We start from the raw sequence: 14,581 nt of genomic DNA, 5'->3' as shown, positions 1-14,581 counted from the left end.
CCCTGTACGTGGAAGGCGGGTGCCGGTGCGGCCGATCGACCTGGCCCGGGCTGTGGGCCTGTCGACCCAGCAGATCCGCAACTACGCCGACTCCGGCATCCTGCCGCCCACCCCGCGCACGCCGGCCGGCTACCGCCGCTTCGGCCACCGCCACCGGCAGGCGCTGCTCACCTACCGCGCGCTGGCCGCCGGCCACGGCTGGGACGCCGCCCGCGAGATCATGCGGGCCGTGCATCTCGGCGACGTGCCGCGCGCGCTGGCCCTCGTCGACGCCGGCCACGCCGAGCTGCACCGCCGGCGCACCGCCCTGGAAGCGGCCGGACGGGCCCTGGAGGCGACGATGGAAGAACCCCTGGAGACCCAGGCCCCGGTCTCACGGCAGGGCCTGCGCATCGGCGAGATCGCGGCCCTCCTCGGCGTGCGCACCTCGGCCTTGCGCGTGTGGGAGGCCGCCGGGCTGCTGGAGCCCCGCCGCGAACCCGGCACCGGCTACCGCCTCTACGGCCCCGCCGACGTCCGCGACGCCCGCATGATCTTCATGCTGCGGCAGGCCCGCTACGCCTTCCCGCAGATCAGGCCCGTCCTCGACGGGCTGCGCCGCACCGGCAGCAGCGCCGCCCTGCGCGCCGCCATCGACCGCCGCCACCGCGAGCTGACCGACCGCACCACCGCCATGCTGGCCGGCGCCGCCGGCCTGCACGCCTACCTGGGCGCCTACCTGGACGCCGACGACCCGGCGTGACGCTCCGCAGGGTCAGCGGGAGGCGCCGCCGGTGAACGGCGGCTCGCCCGGCTTCAGCGGCCGGAAACGCAGCGCCGACCACACCTCGTCCACCGCCACCTGCCCGTTCGGGCGCAGCCCGTACTCGCCCACGATGGGCCACAGGGTGTCGCGGTTGATGTCGGCCTTGTTGCCCTTCGGATAGGCGACCCAGAGCACCGGCGGCCCGGTCAGCCGGTCACGCTCGGCGTCCAGCAGCCGCCGGGCCGCGGCGGCGTCGGCCGCGAACAGCACGCCCACCGCCGCCTCGGCCAGGTCCTCGACGAACGCGGCGCCCTCCGGCAGCGGCGACACCAGCGCCCGGTGCTCACCGGCGGAGATCCACACAGACCCGCCCGGCTTGACGAGCAGCTTCTCGGCGACGGTCTTGGCAGCCATGGTCAGGCCCTCTCGTAGGTCAGGTCGAGCACGCCGGAGCCGAACGTCTCCGACCGGGTCAATGTGAGCGGGATGTGCCCCGCCCCGTCCTCGAACAACCGCTGCCCCTCGCCGATCACCACCGGGTGCACCAGCAAGTGGAGCTCGTCCAGCAGGCCCGCCCGCAGCAGCGCCACCACCAGGGAGGGGCTGCCGCTCATGCCGAGGTCGCCGCCCGGCCCCTCCTTGAGCGCGGCCAGGTCGTCGAAGCCGACGACCGTGGTGTTGTGCCAGGAGGGGTCGGTGAGGGTGGCGGAGACCACGACCTTGGCCCGCTCGTTCAGCAGGGCGGCCATCGGGTCCGCCGGATCCTGGTGCGGCCAGTGGGAGGCGAACGTCTCGTAGGTGTTGCGGCCCAGCAGCAGCGTGTCGGCGCGCCGCATGAGCGCGTCGACGGACCGGCCCATGTCCGCGTCGAAGTACGGGAAATGCCACTTCTCGGGCGACTCCACGACGCCGTCGAGCGAGATGAACAGGCCTGCGACGATCTTCCGCATCGGTGACTCCTCGTGTCGGGGTGTGGTTCCACCGTCTCACCGACAAATAAATTTGTCAAGCAGAGCCGCAGGTCACCCCACAGAAGTGACCTGGTACGAAAAATCAGGAACCGAGGAAGCGCAGGATCGCCAGCACCCGCCGGCTGTAACCGGTGACGTGCGACAGGTCGAGCTTGTCGAACAACGCGTTCACGTGCTTCTCCACCGCGCTCTGCGACACGTGCAGCGCCCCCGCGATCGAGGCGTTCGTCAGCCCCTGCGCCATCAGCTCCAGCACCTCGCGCTCACGCGCCGTCAGCCGGGCCAGCGGATCCACCTGGCTGGTGCGGGCCAGCAACTGGCGCACCACCTCCGGATCGAACGCCGCGCCCCCGGCCCCCACCCGGTCCAGCGCGTCCAGGAAGTCCGCCACCTGCGCCACCCGGTCCTTCAGCAGGTAGCCGACCCCCGACACATCCGAGCTCATCAGCTCCGTCGCGTACCGCTTCTCCACGTACTGCGACAGCACCAGCACCTTCACGCCCGGCCAGCGCCGCCTGATCTCCAGAGCCGCGCGCAGCCCCTCGTCGGTGTGCGTGGGCGGCATCCGCACGTCCACCACCACCGCGTCCGGCGCGTGCGCGGCCACCGCCGACACCAGCGCCCCGCCGTCGCCCACCGCCGCCGGGACCTCGTGCCCCTCCTCCAGCAGCAGCCGTACCAGCCCCTCGCGCAGCAGCGTCGAGTCCTCGGCCAGGATCACCCGCACGGCAGCTCCGCCCCGATCACCGTCGGCCCGCCCGGCGGGCTGTCCACCGCGAACACCCCGTCCAGCGCCGCCACCCGGCGCCGCAGCCCCGACAGCCCGCCACCGGACGCGCTCGCGCCGCCCGTCCCGTCGTCACACACCCGCACCACCAGCGTCGCCCCCTCCCGATGCACACCGACCTCGACGCGGGCCGCGCCCGCGTGCTTGTTGGCGTTCGTCACGGCCTCGCTCACCACGAAGTACGCCGCCGCCTCCACCGCCGCCGGCGGCCGCTCCGCCAGCTCGCACGTCACGGTGACCGGCACCGCCGACCGCTCGGCCACCCCGGCCAGCGCCTCACCCAGCCCGAGCGCGTCCAGCCCGCTCGGGTACACCCGCCAGGCCACCTCGCGCAGCTCCGCCAGCGCCTGCTGCGCCTCCACGTGCGCCTGGCCCATCAGATCCGGATGGCCGCGCCGGGCCCGGCCGATCAGCATCGACAGCGCCACCAGCCGCTGCTGCAGCCCGTCGTGCAGGTCACGCTCGATCCTGCGGCGCTCGGCGTCGACCGCCGCCACGATCCCCGCCCGGCTCTCCGACAGCTCGGCGATCCGGCGCTCCAGCACCTCGGCGCGGTCGCGCGTCAGCACCCGGCGGGCCAGCCGCCGCTCCACCCCGTGCACGCCCCCGATGCCGGAAAGCACAAGAAAGAGCAGGACGAGCCCCGCGACGCCGATGTACGCCACGAGCGGCGCCGTCGGCGTCATCCCGTCGAACGTCTCCCCCGCGGCCCAGGCCGCGACCAGCCGCACCCCCGTGCCGATCCCGAAGACCAGCAACAGCACCACCAGGCCGCCCAGCAGCCCGGCGGGCACCCGCGCGGCCAGATAGCGCACGGCCGGACCCCCGTCCGAGGCGTCCAGCCCGTCCAGTTCGGTCGCTTCCAGCCGCAGCCTCCGCACCTCCAGCGCCGCCAGCCGCCTGGCCGCGCCGGCCACCCGCCCACGACCCAGGAACGGCAGCGACACCAGCAGGAAGACCAGCTCCACCAGCGCGGTCAGGGCGCCGAGCACCACCGCGCCGAGAACCCGCCCGCCCTCAGCGGCGAAGCGCATGGCGCCCCTTGCGCCGCTCGCTCAGCCGTACCACCACGAAGACCACCACCGCGAGCAGGACCAGGCCGAGCACCACCTTGGAGGCCACGCCCACGTACGTCTCGACCAGACGCCACTGCTTGCCCAGGTAGTAGCCCGCCAGCACGAACGTGGTGTTCCAGATGCCGCTGCCGAGAGCCGTCAGCAGTGTGAACTGCAGCACCGGCATCCGCTCCACCCCGGCCGGCACCGAGATCAGGCTGCGGAAGATGGGGATGAACCGCCCGAAGAACACCGTCGCCTTGCCGTGCCTGAGGAACCACGCCTCCGTCTTCTCGATGTCGGAGACCTTCACCAGCGGCATCTTCGCCGCGATCGCCAGCACGCGCTCGCGGCCCAGCAGCGCCCCCACCCAGTAGAGCGCCAGCGCGCCCACGATCGAGCCGATCGTGGTCCAGATCAAGGCGTCGACCAACCCCATCTGGCCCCGGCTCGCCGTGAACCCCGACAACGGCAGGATCACCTCGCTCGGGATCGGCGGGAACAGGTTCTCCAGCGCCACCGCCGCGCCGGCTCCCGGCGCGCCCAGGAGCTCCATCAACTGCACAACCCAATCAACCATGCGCCAAGGGTACGGAAGATCGGGTGCTCCCGTTGATGAGGCAGGCTTCTGCCTTCAGGTGGGGGAAACCACACCCCCGCGTACCGTACACTGTACGGTTGTGACAGTCGGACATGATTCGGTACAGAACGCGGTCGTTTTCGAGCCTGGCGATCCGCCCAGAGCCGGACACATCACCTTCCTCGACCCCGCGGGCGAAGAGACCGTCACCATAGCCGAGCAGGCCGGCGGCGTGCGGACCAGGCAAGCCCCCGCCACCCGGGTGCCCGTCGCCGAAGCCGTCTCCGCCCTGGCCAGAGCCCGCACCGACACCACGGCCCACCCCGCCGCCCGCTTCTGGGGCGCGGCGGCCCTGGTCGCCCTCCAGCTGGTCACCCGCGGCCGCATCCGCCCCACCGTGACCGCGTCCGGATACGACGCCTGGCGGGCCGGCCCCTTCGACGCCGCCGATCTCGGGCGTGTCCGCGAGCTCGCCGCCGCCATGCCGGCCGCCGCCCGCGCCATCCCCGTCGGCCAGGACACCGAAGACGCCGAACCCCTCCTGGCCGGCGCCGAGACGCTGGTCCGGGCGTTCCTGGACGCCGTGGCCGACGGCATGCCCCGCTCACCCGGCGCCGTCAAGGCGACCGGCACCACCGCGTTCGCCGCCGTCCGCCCCGTCAAGGTGCCCAAACTGCGCCCCTGGGCCGAGGACGTGTCCGCCGGGCTCGACGCCGGCGTGCGGGTGTCGCTGCGGATCGAGGCCGACGACGTCGCCGGCGGCGACTTCCGCGCCGTCGTGCAGGTGCACAGCCTGGCCGACCCGTCCCTCATGGTCGACGCCGCCGACCTGTGGCAAGGCCACGACCCCGGGTCCGGCAGCCTCGGCGGACGGGCCAGGATCGAGACCACCATCGGGCTGCGCCGCGCCGCCCAGGCCTGGCCCCGGCTGCGGGCCCTGCTCGACAGCGCCGTCCCCGACGAGCTGCCGCTGACCGACGACGACATCGGCGACCTGCTGGCCGGGGCCGCAGGACGGCTCGCCGCCGCCGGGACCGAGGTCCACTGGCCGCGCTCCCTCGTACGCGGGCTGACCGCCCGCGCCTCGCTCGGCGAACGCGACCCCGCCCCGTCCGACATGCCGTCGTTCCTCGGCGGCCACCACCTGGTCGCCTTCGACTGGCAGCTCGCCCTCGGCGGCGAACGGCTGACCGCCGCCGAGATGGACCGCCTCGCCGAGGCCCACCGGCCCGTCGTGCGGCTGCGCGACCAGTGGGTGCTCATCGACCCCGACCTGGCCCGCAAAGCGCGCCAGCGCGAGCTCAAGCCGCTGACCGGCCTGGACGCGCTCGCCGCCGCCCTCACCGGCACCGTCGAGGCCGACGGCGAACAGGTGCCCGTCGAACCGGGCGCCTGGCTGCGCGAGCTGCGCGACCGGCTCACCGAACCGGAGGACCTCGCCCCGCCGCCCGGCCTGGCCGCCACCCTCCGCGACTACCAGCTCCAGGGCCTGCGCTGGCTGGCCAGGATGACCTCGCTCGGCCTCGGCGCCTGCCTGGCCGACGACATGGGCCTGGGCAAGACCATCACCCTCATCGCCCTCCACCTGCACCGCGGCGGCGGCCCCACCCTCGTCGTGTGCCCGGCCTCGCTGCTGGGCAACTGGGAACGGGAGATCGCCAGATTCGCCCCCGGCGTCCCCGTCCGCCGCTTCCACGGCTCCGCCCGCACCCTGGCCGGCGAAGGATTCGTGCTCACCACGTACGCCACCATGCGGCTCGACGCCGCCAGACTGGCCGCGCACCCGTGGGACCTGGTCGTCGCCGACGAGGCCCAGCACGTCAAGAACCCCGCCTCCGGCACCGCCCAGGCCCTGCGCGACATCCCGGCCGCCGCCCGCGTCGCGCTCACCGGCACCCCCGTCGAGAACAACCTGTCCGAGCTGTGGGCCATCCTCGACTGGGCCACCCCCGGACTGCTCGGCCCGCTGACACGGTTCCGCGCCCGCTGGGCCACGCCGATCGAGTCCGGCGACACCGCCACCGCCGAGCGGCTGTCCGCCCTGGTGCGGCCCTTCCTGCTGCGCCGCCGCAAGTCCGACCCCGGCATCGCCCCCGAGCTGCCGCCCAAGACCGAGACCGACCGGCCGGTCGCCCTCACCACCGAGCAGGCCGGCCTGTACGAGGCGGTCGTGCGCGAGATCATGACCCAGATCGAGAACGCCGGCGGCATGGCCAGGCGCGGCCTGATCGTCAAACTGCTCACCGGGCTCAAACAGATCTGCAACCACCCCGCCCAGTACCTCCACGAGAGCACGCCCCGCCTGGCCGGCCGCTCCGGCAAGCTGGAACTGCTGGACGAACTCGTCGACACCATCGTCGCCGAGGACGGGGCGGTGCTCGTCTTCACCCAGTACGTGGCCATGGCCCGGCTGATCGACAAGCACCTGACCGGCCGCGGCGTGCCCACCCAGCTGCTGCACGGCGGCACCCCCGTGCCCCGCCGCGAGGAGATGGTCCGCCGCTTCCAGGACGGCCGGGCGCCGGTGTTCCTGCTGTCGCTCAAGGCCGCCGGCACCGGGCTCAACCTCACCCGCGCCGACCACGTCATCCACTACGACCGCTGGTGGAACCCCGCCGTCGAGGACCAGGCTACCGACCGCGCCTACCGCATCGGCCAGACCCGGCCCGTCCAGGTGCACCGGCTGATCGCCGAAGGCACCGTCGAGGACCGCATCGCCCGCATGCTGACCGCCAAACGCTCACTCGCCGACGCCGTCCTGGCCTCCGGCGAGGCCGCGTTCACCGAGCTGACCGACGCCGAACTGGCCGCACTCGTGGAGCTGAGATGACCGCCGCCCGCGGCTTCCCCGCCTTCCCCCGCCGGCGCGCCGGCGTCCGCTTCGCCACCACCTGGTGGGGACGCGCCTGGCTCCAGGCCCTGGAAGACACCGCCCTCGACCAGACGATGCTCCAGCAGGGCCGCGCCTACGCCAAGGCCGGACAGCTCGGCCCCATCACCGTCAGCCCCGGACGGCTGGCCGCGGTCGCCGAGCACGAGCACGACGCCGTCGTCCGGGTCGAACAACTCTCCGACGCCGAGTGGGACCGCTTCCTCGACCAGGTCGCCGCCAAGGCCGGGCACATCGCCGCCCTGCTCGACCGCGACATGCCGCACGACCTGGTGAGCGCCGCAGAGGCGGCCGGCGTGCCCCTGCTGCCCGCGATCGGCGACCTGGAGCCCGAATGCTCCTGCCCCGACTGGGCCTGCCGGCACACCGCCGCCCTGTGCTACCAGGCCTCCTGGCTGCTCGACGCGGACCCGTTCGTCCTGCTGCTGCTGCGCGGCCGCGGCGAACGCGAGCTGATCGAGGCGCTGCGCCTGCGCGACGCGCCGAGCCCCGCGAAGGAAGGCGTGCCCGCCCGCGAGGCGTTCGCGCTCGGGGTGCCGCCGCTGCCCGAGCCGCCCCCGGCGGACGTCGCCCACGCGCCGCTCGGGCTGGAGCCGGCGCCCGGCGTGGACGTGGCCGCCCTGGAGGTGCTGGCCGCCTCCGCCGCCTCCCGGGCGCGCGACCTGCTCACCCGCGGCCGCCTGCCCGCCCTGACCGAACACCAGGACCTGGTACGGATGAGCGCCACGTTCGACCTCGACCGGGGACTGGACGCCGAGGTGGCCGCCTGGCGGCACGGCGGCGCCGCCGGGCTGGAGGCGCTGGAGACCGCCTGGACCCCCGCCCGGCAGGACCTCGCCCGAGCGCGCGCCCAGCTGGAGGCGGCCCGTGAGGCGGCCCGGGAGGCGGCCTGGGAGGGCGGGCTGCCCGAGGTCGAGAACGAACGCAACCGGTGGACCCTCGGCGACCGTCAGCTGAGATACGGCAGGGACGGCCGGTGGTACCCGTTCGAACGGCGCGGCGGCACCTGGTGGCCCGCCGGCCCGCCCGAACCCGACCCGGCCGCGCTGCTCGGCTGACCCTCAGGCCAGGTTGAGCTGCCAGGAGACGCCGAACCGGTCGGCCACCCAGGCGAACTTCGCGCTGAAGCCGTACTGGCCGAGCGGCATCATCGTGCCGCCCTGCTCCGACAGCACGGGGCAGAGGCGGTCGATCTCCTCCTCCGACTCGCACTCCACGAACAGCGACAGCGACGGGGTGAAGGTGAAGTCGTGCGACACGAAGCTGTCACTGCAGAAGAACTCCTGGCCTGCGACCCTGAACTGGGCGAGCTGGATGCTGCCCTCCGGCCCCGGCTCACCCGGGCCGTAGCGGTTCGCGGAGATCAGCTCCGCGTCGTCGAACACCGACAGGTAGAAGTCGATCGCTTCCTGCGCCCTGCCCTCGAACATGAGGAACGGCGAGATCTTCTTGGTCATGACGTCACTCCGCGGTCGGTGCGTAGAAGGCGGTGGTCGCGGCCGTCGTGGCGGCGACCAGGTCGTCCGGGGCGCCGGAGGCCTTGAACGCCTCGCCCCAGTAGCGGCTGCTCCGGATGATGTACTCCCGGCCCTCGCCGGTCTCGTGGAAGTGCGCCTCGTCCACCTTCTCGCCGCCGGTCAGGTGCAGGGCCAGGCCGAGCAGGGCCAGATCCCAGCCGACGCCGACCGCGCCGGGGCCGAACTGCTCCCAGAACTCGGGCGGCACGGAGGCCTCGTGGCGCAGCTCGAGCCGGGTGCGGTCGCCGTCGGCCGCCAGGCGCACCTCCACGTGCGAGGCCGGGCCCTCGCCCATCGCCCACGACACCCGCAGCAGGCTCGGCGGGTCGCAGGCCAGGATCTCGCCGCCGGCGTTGCCCTGCAGCTGGAAGTGACCGCCCAGACGCAGGTCGCCGGTGACGGGCGTGAGCCAGCGGCCGATGCGCTCAGCGCTGGTGCAGGCGTCCCACAGGTCCGTCACATCGGTGTCGTAGTGGCGGACGAGCTGGACGACCTTGATCTCGCCGGTGTCGCGCACCTCGCGATGGGTGCGCGTGATCTCATCGATGATGTCCATCGGAGTCAGCTTTCTGTCGGATTCGTATCGCGGGCACGGCGCTCCCGCTTGCCGCGGGCGATCTCCACGGACAGCGCGTCGAGGCGCTGCTCCCAGAAGCCGCGGAAGCGGTCCAGCCACTGGTCGACCTCGCGCAGCGGCGCCGGGTCCACGACGTAGAACCGCCGGGTGCCCTGGGCTCGCACGGTGGCGAAGCCGTGCTCGCGCAGCACTTTGAGGTGTTGCGAGACCGCGGGCTGGGAGATGCCGTGCTCGTGCTGGATGACGGCGGTGACCTCGCCGGAGCTCAGCTCGCCGTCGGCGAGCAGCTCCAGGATCCGGCGCCGGACCGGATCACCGAGAACGTCGAACGCGTGCACGAATCCGAGTCTTTCAGGCTCTGCTTATATAAGTCAACACGCATATAAGAAGTGGCCAGGGAAAACGATCGGCGGCGGCGCGTGGGAAGCGCCGCCGCCGACCGTGGCGGTCAGTGCCGCCGGGAGCGAAACTTGTTCAGGAAACCCCTGGCCTTCTGCTGGTTGCGGGGATCGCGGGCCATCCGCTTGGCCGATTCGACCGTCTGCCTGCCTTTGGGGCTGCGCATGTAAGCGCGCACCCGATCCATGAGCGTTGCCATGGTCGCCCTCTACCCTGAACGGCCGCCTGAACGCCTCATCGCGCCGGTCAAGCTCATCGCCCTGGACGACCCCTGTACGGCCCGAGTCCTCAGGTCAGGCCCGCCGGGAGCCGATGAGCACGGTGGCGTCCCAGTCGGCGGAGCGGGCCACGCGCGGCGTCAGCCCGTGACGGGCGATCGCCTCGACGGCGTGCGGCGCCTGACGTTCCCCGGTCTCGAACAGCAACCGGCCGCCCGGGGCCAGCCACTCCCCGGCGCCCGCCGCCACCCGGCGCAGCACCTCGAGCCCGTCACCGCCGCCGTCCAGCGCCACCCGGGCCTCGTGCAGCCGGGCCTCCGCGGGCAGCAGGGGGATCTCGCCGGTCGGCACGTACGGGACGTTGGCCAGCAGCACGTCCACCCGGCCGCGCAGCCTCGCGGGCAGCGGATCGTACAGATCCCCCTCGTACACCCCGGCCCCCGGCAGATTGCGGCGGGCGCAGGCGACGGCGGCGGGATCGATGTCGGCGGCGTGCACCTCCGCCCCCTCCAGCGCCGCCGCCAGGGCGGCGCCGAGCGCACCCGACCCGCAGCACAGATCCACCACCACCGCGCCGCGCGGGGGCGCGGCCGCGACCGCCTGCTCGGCCAGGAACTCGGTGCGCGGACGCGGCACGAACACCCCCGGATCCACCAGGATGCGCAGGCCACGGAAGCGGGCCCAGCCCACCACGTGCTCCAGCGGCTCACCGGCGGCCCGGCGCTCCACCAGACGGGAGAGCGCGCCGGGGTCGGGGGCGGCGTCGGCCAGCAGCCGCGCCTCGTCCTCGGCGAAGACACAGCCTGCGGCGCGGAGCCGGGTGACGATGACGGAAAGAGACATGAGCGCCTTTCGAGATGTCGCGGGCGCTCTCCCCCGGCCGGTCAGGCCGGGCGGATGTCGTGAGGTGAGAGCACCCGGCCGGTACGTGCGGGAATCGGTCTCACCTCCTCGTCGTCGCTGGGATGGCGACATTAGCCGACGGCCCCACGTCCCGCAAACACCCGGGCGGGATTTGACAGCCGTCACGGCGGAGGCGTTCAATGATCGACAGGTCGCGTGACGCCGCACGGGTGGACGGCGGTGGCATGGAGGCCGCGAAGCAAGGGGACGATGTCATGACCACGACACACGGATGCGCCTGATCTGAGACCGCGCCTGCGCGCCGTCCCCGCTTCCTCTTCTTCTCCGTAGCTTCGCCAGCTATGCGCTTCGCGTGGTCGGCGTGCGGGCTTTCCTACCCCTGGGGAGAAAAGCACCGCATGACCATGGACTTCAACCAGCATGTCATCGACCAGTTCCGGGCCGGCCGGGGCCGCGTCGGGCCGCCCTTCGAGGACGCCCGCCTGCTCCTGCTGACCACCACCGGCGCCAGGTCCGGCGCCCGCCACACCACCCCGCTCGGCTACCTGCCCGACGAGCAGCCCGGCCTGCGGCACGTCATCGCCTCCGCCGGCGGCTCACCCCGCCACCCCGCCTGGTACCACAACCTCCGCAAGAACCCGCAGGTCACCATCGAGACCGGCGGATTCACGTACGAGGCGCGGGCCCGCGTCCTGGAAGGCGCGGAACGCGATCGGATCTTCGCCCGCGCCGTCGAGGCCGACCCCGGATGGGCACGGTACGAGGACGCGTCCGGGCGCGTCCTGCCCGTGGTCGCGCTGGAACCCGCCGGCCCGCCCGAGACCGCGGTCACCCGGCGCGGCGACGGGCTCAAGATGGTCCACGACGCCTTCCGCAAGGAGCTGGACATCGTCCGCAAGGAGGTCGCCGCGTCCGGCGGCGTCCTGGGCGCGCAACTGCGCGTCAACTGCCTGGTCGTGTGCCAGGGGCTCGGCCACCATCACCGGATGGAGGACACGAACATGTTCCCCCGGCTGGGCGAGGAGCACCCGGAGCTCGCCGACGTCATGACCCGGCTGCACCGCGAGCACGAGGAGATCGCCCGCCTCCTGGAGGCGCTGCGCCTCCTCCTCGGCGGCGAGCACGCCGACCGGGCGGCGGTGTCGGCCGAGGTCGACCGGCTGACCGCCGAGGTGGAGGCGCACCTGGACTACGAGGAGGAACACCTCGTCCCCATCCTGAACGCGATGCCCTGACCTCGGCCGCTCTCAGCGGGGAGACGCGGTGATCCGTACCCGGTGGCTCTCGCCGCCGGACAGGAACGACGCCAGCGCGGCTCCCTGCTCGGCCACGGCGGCGCGGTCGGCCCGGGTGAAGCGCCGCAACGGCACGACCCGCACGATGACGGGCCCGGTGCCCGTCTCGACGGTCCAGGTCGCGCCGACCCGGCCGTCGACCAGGACGACGCGTTCCCCGGCCACCGACAGGCCGCGGTGCGCGTCGTCGATGATCCGGCCGCGGTCGTGGTAACCCAGGATCGCGTTGTCGAACGCGGGCAGGAACCGCACCGGGGCGGGCGTGTCAGGGTCCGGGCGCGGCGCGTCCGGCAGATCCAGCAGCTCCCGGCCGCGCTCGTCCCGGAAGGACACCAGCTCCGGGCGGATCGCCGACACCGCCGCCGGCAGCCCCGCCAGACCGCACCAGGCACGCAGATCAGCCGTGGCGGCCGGGCCGAACGCGGCCAGATAGCGCCGCACCAGCGCCTCGCCGGCCGGATCGGATCCGCCCGGGGCAGGCGGGTCGATCTCGCGCCCCAGCCAGGACGACAGCGGGACGACGCGCACCCCCGCCTTCACCCGCCAGACGCCGCGCGGCGGCAGCTGGACCACCGGGACGAGGGCGGAGACGAGCATCTCGCCCAGCGCCCGCCGCCCCGCCCCGGGCCAGCGGCCGGCGACCGCCCGCGTCAGCTCCGCCGACGTGCGCGGCTCGCCGTCCGCCAGCACCGCGCGTCCCGCCGCGGCGAGCTCGTCGAGGTCCACCCCGGCGAGCTCCGCCCGGTACGTCGCCGCCACCCGCTGACGCAGCATGCCGTCGTGCCGCGCCCGCCAGGCCAGGGCGTCGGCGGCGCTCACCAGATGCACGGTGCGCCGCATCAGGTGCACCCGCACCACGCTCCGCCCCACCAGCAGATCCGACAGCGCCGCCGGGCCGAAGCCGCGCACCCGCGACCAGAGGCCGACGAACGGCTCCTGCGGCTCCTGCGCCTGCAACCCGCACAGGTGCGCGACGGCGTCCAGGACCGGCAGGTCGGCATGGTCGAGCAGCAACTGCCGGGCGAGCGTCGCACGGTTGAGCGCCCGGGCGCCGAGCACCCGCCCGCGCGCCGATCGTGTCGTCGGGGTCGTCATCCGTTGCCGCCGCCCACCACGTCCACGACCCAGGTGACCCCGAACCGGTCCGTGAGCATCCCGTACAGCGCGGCCCACGGCGCGGGCCCCAGCGGCCGCGCGACGACGGCGCCCTCGGAGAGCTTCTCCCAGCAGGCGGTCACCTCGTCCGCGCTCTCGCCGCGCAGGGAGACGAAGAACGCGTTCTCGCCCCGGTCCCACGGCACCTGGGCGGGCGCGTCGTAGGCCATCACGTGGAAGCCGTTCGCGGCCACGACCTGGCCCCACATCACCTGGTCCGCCTCGGCGGGATCCTGCACGGCCCCGGCGTCCTTGTAGGTCACCACGGCGAGGTCACCCCCGGACACCGCCCGGTAGAACTCGAGCGCCGCGCGGGCGTCGCCGCGGAAGTTCAGATGCGTCACGGTCTTCATGGGCATGGTCGGCTCCTCAAGGTCGATCGTTCGTTCGCAGACCACAGTCGCAGGCGAAGAGGACAGGTAGTGTCCTCTACTCCGGGCACCATGGATGTCATGCCGAAAACCTCAGCGCGGCTGCTGGCGCTGCTCTCCCTGCTCCAGGCCCGCCGCGACTGGCCCGGGGCGCTGCTGGCCGAACGGCTGCGGGTCAGCCCGCGCACCGTCCGCCGCGACGTCGACCGCCTGCGCGAACTCGGTTACCCCATCGCCGCCGTCAAGGGTCCCGACGGCGGATACCGGCTCGACGCCGGCAAGGACCTGCCCCCGCTGCTCTTCGACGACGAGCAGGCGGTCGCGCTGGCCATCGCGCTGCAGATCGCCACCACCAGCGGCGCCGGCATCGAGGAGGCCGCCGCCCGCGCGCTGACCACCGTCCGCCAGGTCATGCCCGCCCGGCTGCGCCACCGCGTCGACACCCTGCGCATCACCGCCGTCGAACGAACCGCTCCCCAGGTCGACAGCCGTGTGCTCCTGGCACTCAGCGCCGCCGTCCACGCCCGCGAGGTCCTCCGCTTCGACTACGCCACCCCACCCGCGCCGGGCGGCACCGCCCGGCAGGCGAAGGGGGCCGGCGGCACGGCCGGAGTGCGCGAGGCCGAGCCGCCGCGCCGCGTGGAGCCCCATCACCTCGTCACCTGGGGCGGGCGCTGGTACCTCGTCGCCTGGGATCTCGACCGCGAGGACTGGCGCACCTTCCGCGCCGACCGGATCACCCCGCGCACTCCCACGGGACCCCGCTTCAAGCCACGCGAACTGCCCGGAGGCGAGGTGGCCGCGTTCGTGGCCGGCAGGTTCCGAGGCTCCGGCGCCGGCGACTGGCCCTGCCGCGGAGAGGTGATCCTCGGCCTGCCCGCCGCCGACGTGTCCCGATACGCCCGCGACGGCGTCGTCGAGGAACTCGGCCCGGACCGCTGCCGGCTCGTCCTGGGATCCTGGTCATGGCCGGGCCTGGCCGCCGACCTCGGCAGGTTCGACGCCGACATCGAGGTCATCGGCCCGCCCGAGCTCAAGGAAGCGTTCGCCCTCCTGGCCCGCCGCTTCACCGCCGCCGCGACCGGCGAGACCGCCCTGCGGCGTTGACCCCTCCACCAGCCTGTGGTGTCACCTTCGGTGACTCTTGGCCTCGATCG

The 14,581-nt window shown here is 73.7% G+C and carries 17 protein-coding genes; 5 read left to right on the top strand and 12 right to left on the bottom strand.

The features are described from left to right. Nucleotides 1-25 precede the first annotated feature (25 nt). Nucleotides 26-742 carry a MerR family transcriptional regulator gene (locus ACGFI7_RS25560; protein ID WP_393408995.1) on the top strand — a complete coding sequence of 239 codons (717 nt, stop codon included), beginning with the start codon at nt 26-28 and terminating at the stop codon, nt 740-742. A 12-nt stretch (nt 743-754) separates the two neighbouring features. Here the strand turns inward: ACGFI7_RS25560 and ACGFI7_RS25555 are convergent, their stop codons facing one another. From ACGFI7_RS25555 to ACGFI7_RS25535, 5 genes are all read right to left on the bottom strand, one after another. Further along, the gene (locus tag ACGFI7_RS25555) at nt 755-1,159 is read right to left on the bottom strand and encodes a hypothetical protein (RefSeq protein WP_393408993.1); all 405 of its coding nucleotides are present in this window, start codon (nt 1,157-1,159) and stop codon (nt 755-757) included. A 2-nt stretch (nt 1,160-1,161) separates the two neighbouring features. Beyond that, on the bottom strand, nt 1,162-1,695 hold the full coding sequence (locus tag ACGFI7_RS25550) for a dihydrofolate reductase family protein (RefSeq protein ID WP_393408991.1): 534 nt from the start codon (nt 1,693-1,695) through the stop codon (nt 1,162-1,164). Nucleotides 1,696-1,798: 103 nt separating this feature from the next. Beyond that, nucleotides 1,799-2,443 carry a response regulator gene (locus tag ACGFI7_RS25545; RefSeq protein WP_393408988.1) on the bottom strand — a complete coding sequence of 215 codons (645 nt, stop codon included), beginning with the start codon at nt 2,441-2,443 and terminating at the stop codon, nt 1,799-1,801. Further along, nucleotides 2,434-3,537 carry a sensor histidine kinase gene (locus tag ACGFI7_RS25540; RefSeq protein WP_393408986.1) on the bottom strand — a complete coding sequence of 368 codons (1,104 nt, stop codon included), beginning with the start codon at nt 3,535-3,537 and terminating at the stop codon, nt 2,434-2,436. Before ACGFI7_RS25540 ends, ACGFI7_RS25545 begins: the two co-directional genes overlap by 10 nt. Further along, nucleotides 3,521-4,138 carry a DedA family protein gene (locus ACGFI7_RS25535; protein WP_393408984.1) on the bottom strand — a complete coding sequence of 206 codons (618 nt, stop codon included), beginning with the start codon at nt 4,136-4,138 and terminating at the stop codon, nt 3,521-3,523. The genes ACGFI7_RS25540 and ACGFI7_RS25535 overlap by 17 nt, the downstream gene beginning before the upstream one ends. 100 nt (nt 4,139-4,238) lie before the next feature. Here ACGFI7_RS25535 and ACGFI7_RS25530 point away from each other — a divergent pair, with 100 nt between their 5' ends. After that, complete coding sequence (locus tag ACGFI7_RS25530) at nt 4,239-6,968, top strand: DEAD/DEAH box helicase (protein WP_393408982.1); 2,730 nt, start codon at nt 4,239-4,241, stop codon at nt 6,966-6,968. Beyond that, a complete protein-coding gene (locus tag ACGFI7_RS25525) occupies nt 6,965-8,086 on the top strand; it encodes a hypothetical protein (RefSeq protein ID WP_393408979.1) in 1,122 nt (373 codons plus the stop codon). The genes ACGFI7_RS25530 and ACGFI7_RS25525 overlap by 4 nt, the downstream gene beginning before the upstream one ends. Before the next feature lie 3 nt (nt 8,087-8,089). Here the strand turns inward: ACGFI7_RS25525 and ACGFI7_RS25520 are convergent, their stop codons facing one another. The 5 genes from ACGFI7_RS25520 to ACGFI7_RS25500 form a co-directional block, all read right to left on the bottom strand. After that, the gene (locus tag ACGFI7_RS25520; RefSeq protein ID WP_393408977.1) at nt 8,090-8,485 is read right to left on the bottom strand and encodes a VOC family protein; all 396 of its coding nucleotides are present in this window, start codon (nt 8,483-8,485) and stop codon (nt 8,090-8,092) included. A gap of 4 nt (nt 8,486-8,489) precedes the next feature. Continuing rightward, nucleotides 8,490-9,101 (bottom strand): SRPBCC family protein, encoded by a 612-nt coding sequence (locus ACGFI7_RS25515; protein WP_393408975.1) that lies wholly within the window; start codon nt 9,099-9,101, stop codon nt 8,490-8,492. Nucleotides 9,102-9,106: 5 nt separating this feature from the next. Next, complete coding sequence (locus tag ACGFI7_RS25510) at nt 9,107-9,460, bottom strand: ArsR/SmtB family transcription factor (RefSeq protein WP_393408973.1); 354 nt, start codon at nt 9,458-9,460, stop codon at nt 9,107-9,109. A 110-nt stretch (nt 9,461-9,570) separates the two neighbouring features. After that, a complete protein-coding gene (locus ACGFI7_RS25505; RefSeq protein WP_393408970.1) occupies nt 9,571-9,720 on the bottom strand; it encodes a hypothetical protein in 150 nt (49 codons plus the stop codon). Between the two features lie 94 nt (nt 9,721-9,814). After that, nucleotides 9,815-10,582 carry a putative protein N(5)-glutamine methyltransferase gene (locus tag ACGFI7_RS25500; protein WP_393408968.1) on the bottom strand — a complete coding sequence of 256 codons (768 nt, stop codon included), beginning with the start codon at nt 10,580-10,582 and terminating at the stop codon, nt 9,815-9,817. 419 nt (nt 10,583-11,001) lie between these two features. On the opposite strand from ACGFI7_RS25500, the gene ACGFI7_RS25495 reads away from it, so the two are divergent. Further along, nucleotides 11,002-11,838 carry a nitroreductase/quinone reductase family protein gene (locus ACGFI7_RS25495; RefSeq protein ID WP_393408966.1) on the top strand — a complete coding sequence of 279 codons (837 nt, stop codon included), beginning with the start codon at nt 11,002-11,004 and terminating at the stop codon, nt 11,836-11,838. Nucleotides 11,839-11,850: 12 nt separating this feature from the next. Here ACGFI7_RS25495 and ACGFI7_RS25490 read toward each other — a convergent pair whose 3' ends face one another. Both ACGFI7_RS25490 and ACGFI7_RS25485 read right to left on the bottom strand, forming a co-directional pair. Next, entirely contained in the window at nt 11,851-12,993 is a 1,143-nt protein-coding gene (locus ACGFI7_RS25490) for a winged helix DNA-binding domain-containing protein (protein WP_393408963.1), read from the bottom strand. Beyond that, complete coding sequence (locus ACGFI7_RS25485; RefSeq protein ID WP_393408961.1) at nt 12,990-13,412, bottom strand: VOC family protein; 423 nt, start codon at nt 13,410-13,412, stop codon at nt 12,990-12,992. Before ACGFI7_RS25485 ends, ACGFI7_RS25490 begins: the two co-directional genes overlap by 4 nt. 93 nt (nt 13,413-13,505) lie before the next feature. Here ACGFI7_RS25485 and ACGFI7_RS25480 point away from each other — a divergent pair, with 93 nt between their 5' ends. Further along, nucleotides 13,506-14,531 carry a helix-turn-helix transcriptional regulator gene (locus tag ACGFI7_RS25480; RefSeq protein ID WP_393408959.1) on the top strand — a complete coding sequence of 342 codons (1,026 nt, stop codon included), beginning with the start codon at nt 13,506-13,508 and terminating at the stop codon, nt 14,529-14,531. Nucleotides 14,532-14,581 lie beyond the last annotated feature (50 nt).

The sequence above is a fragment of the Nonomuraea sp. NPDC048826 genome (assembly GCF_043198225.1).
Taxonomy (GTDB): Bacteria; Actinomycetota; Actinomycetes; order Streptosporangiales; family Streptosporangiaceae; genus Nonomuraea.
This window is presented reverse-complemented; position numbering and strand designations above follow the sequence as displayed.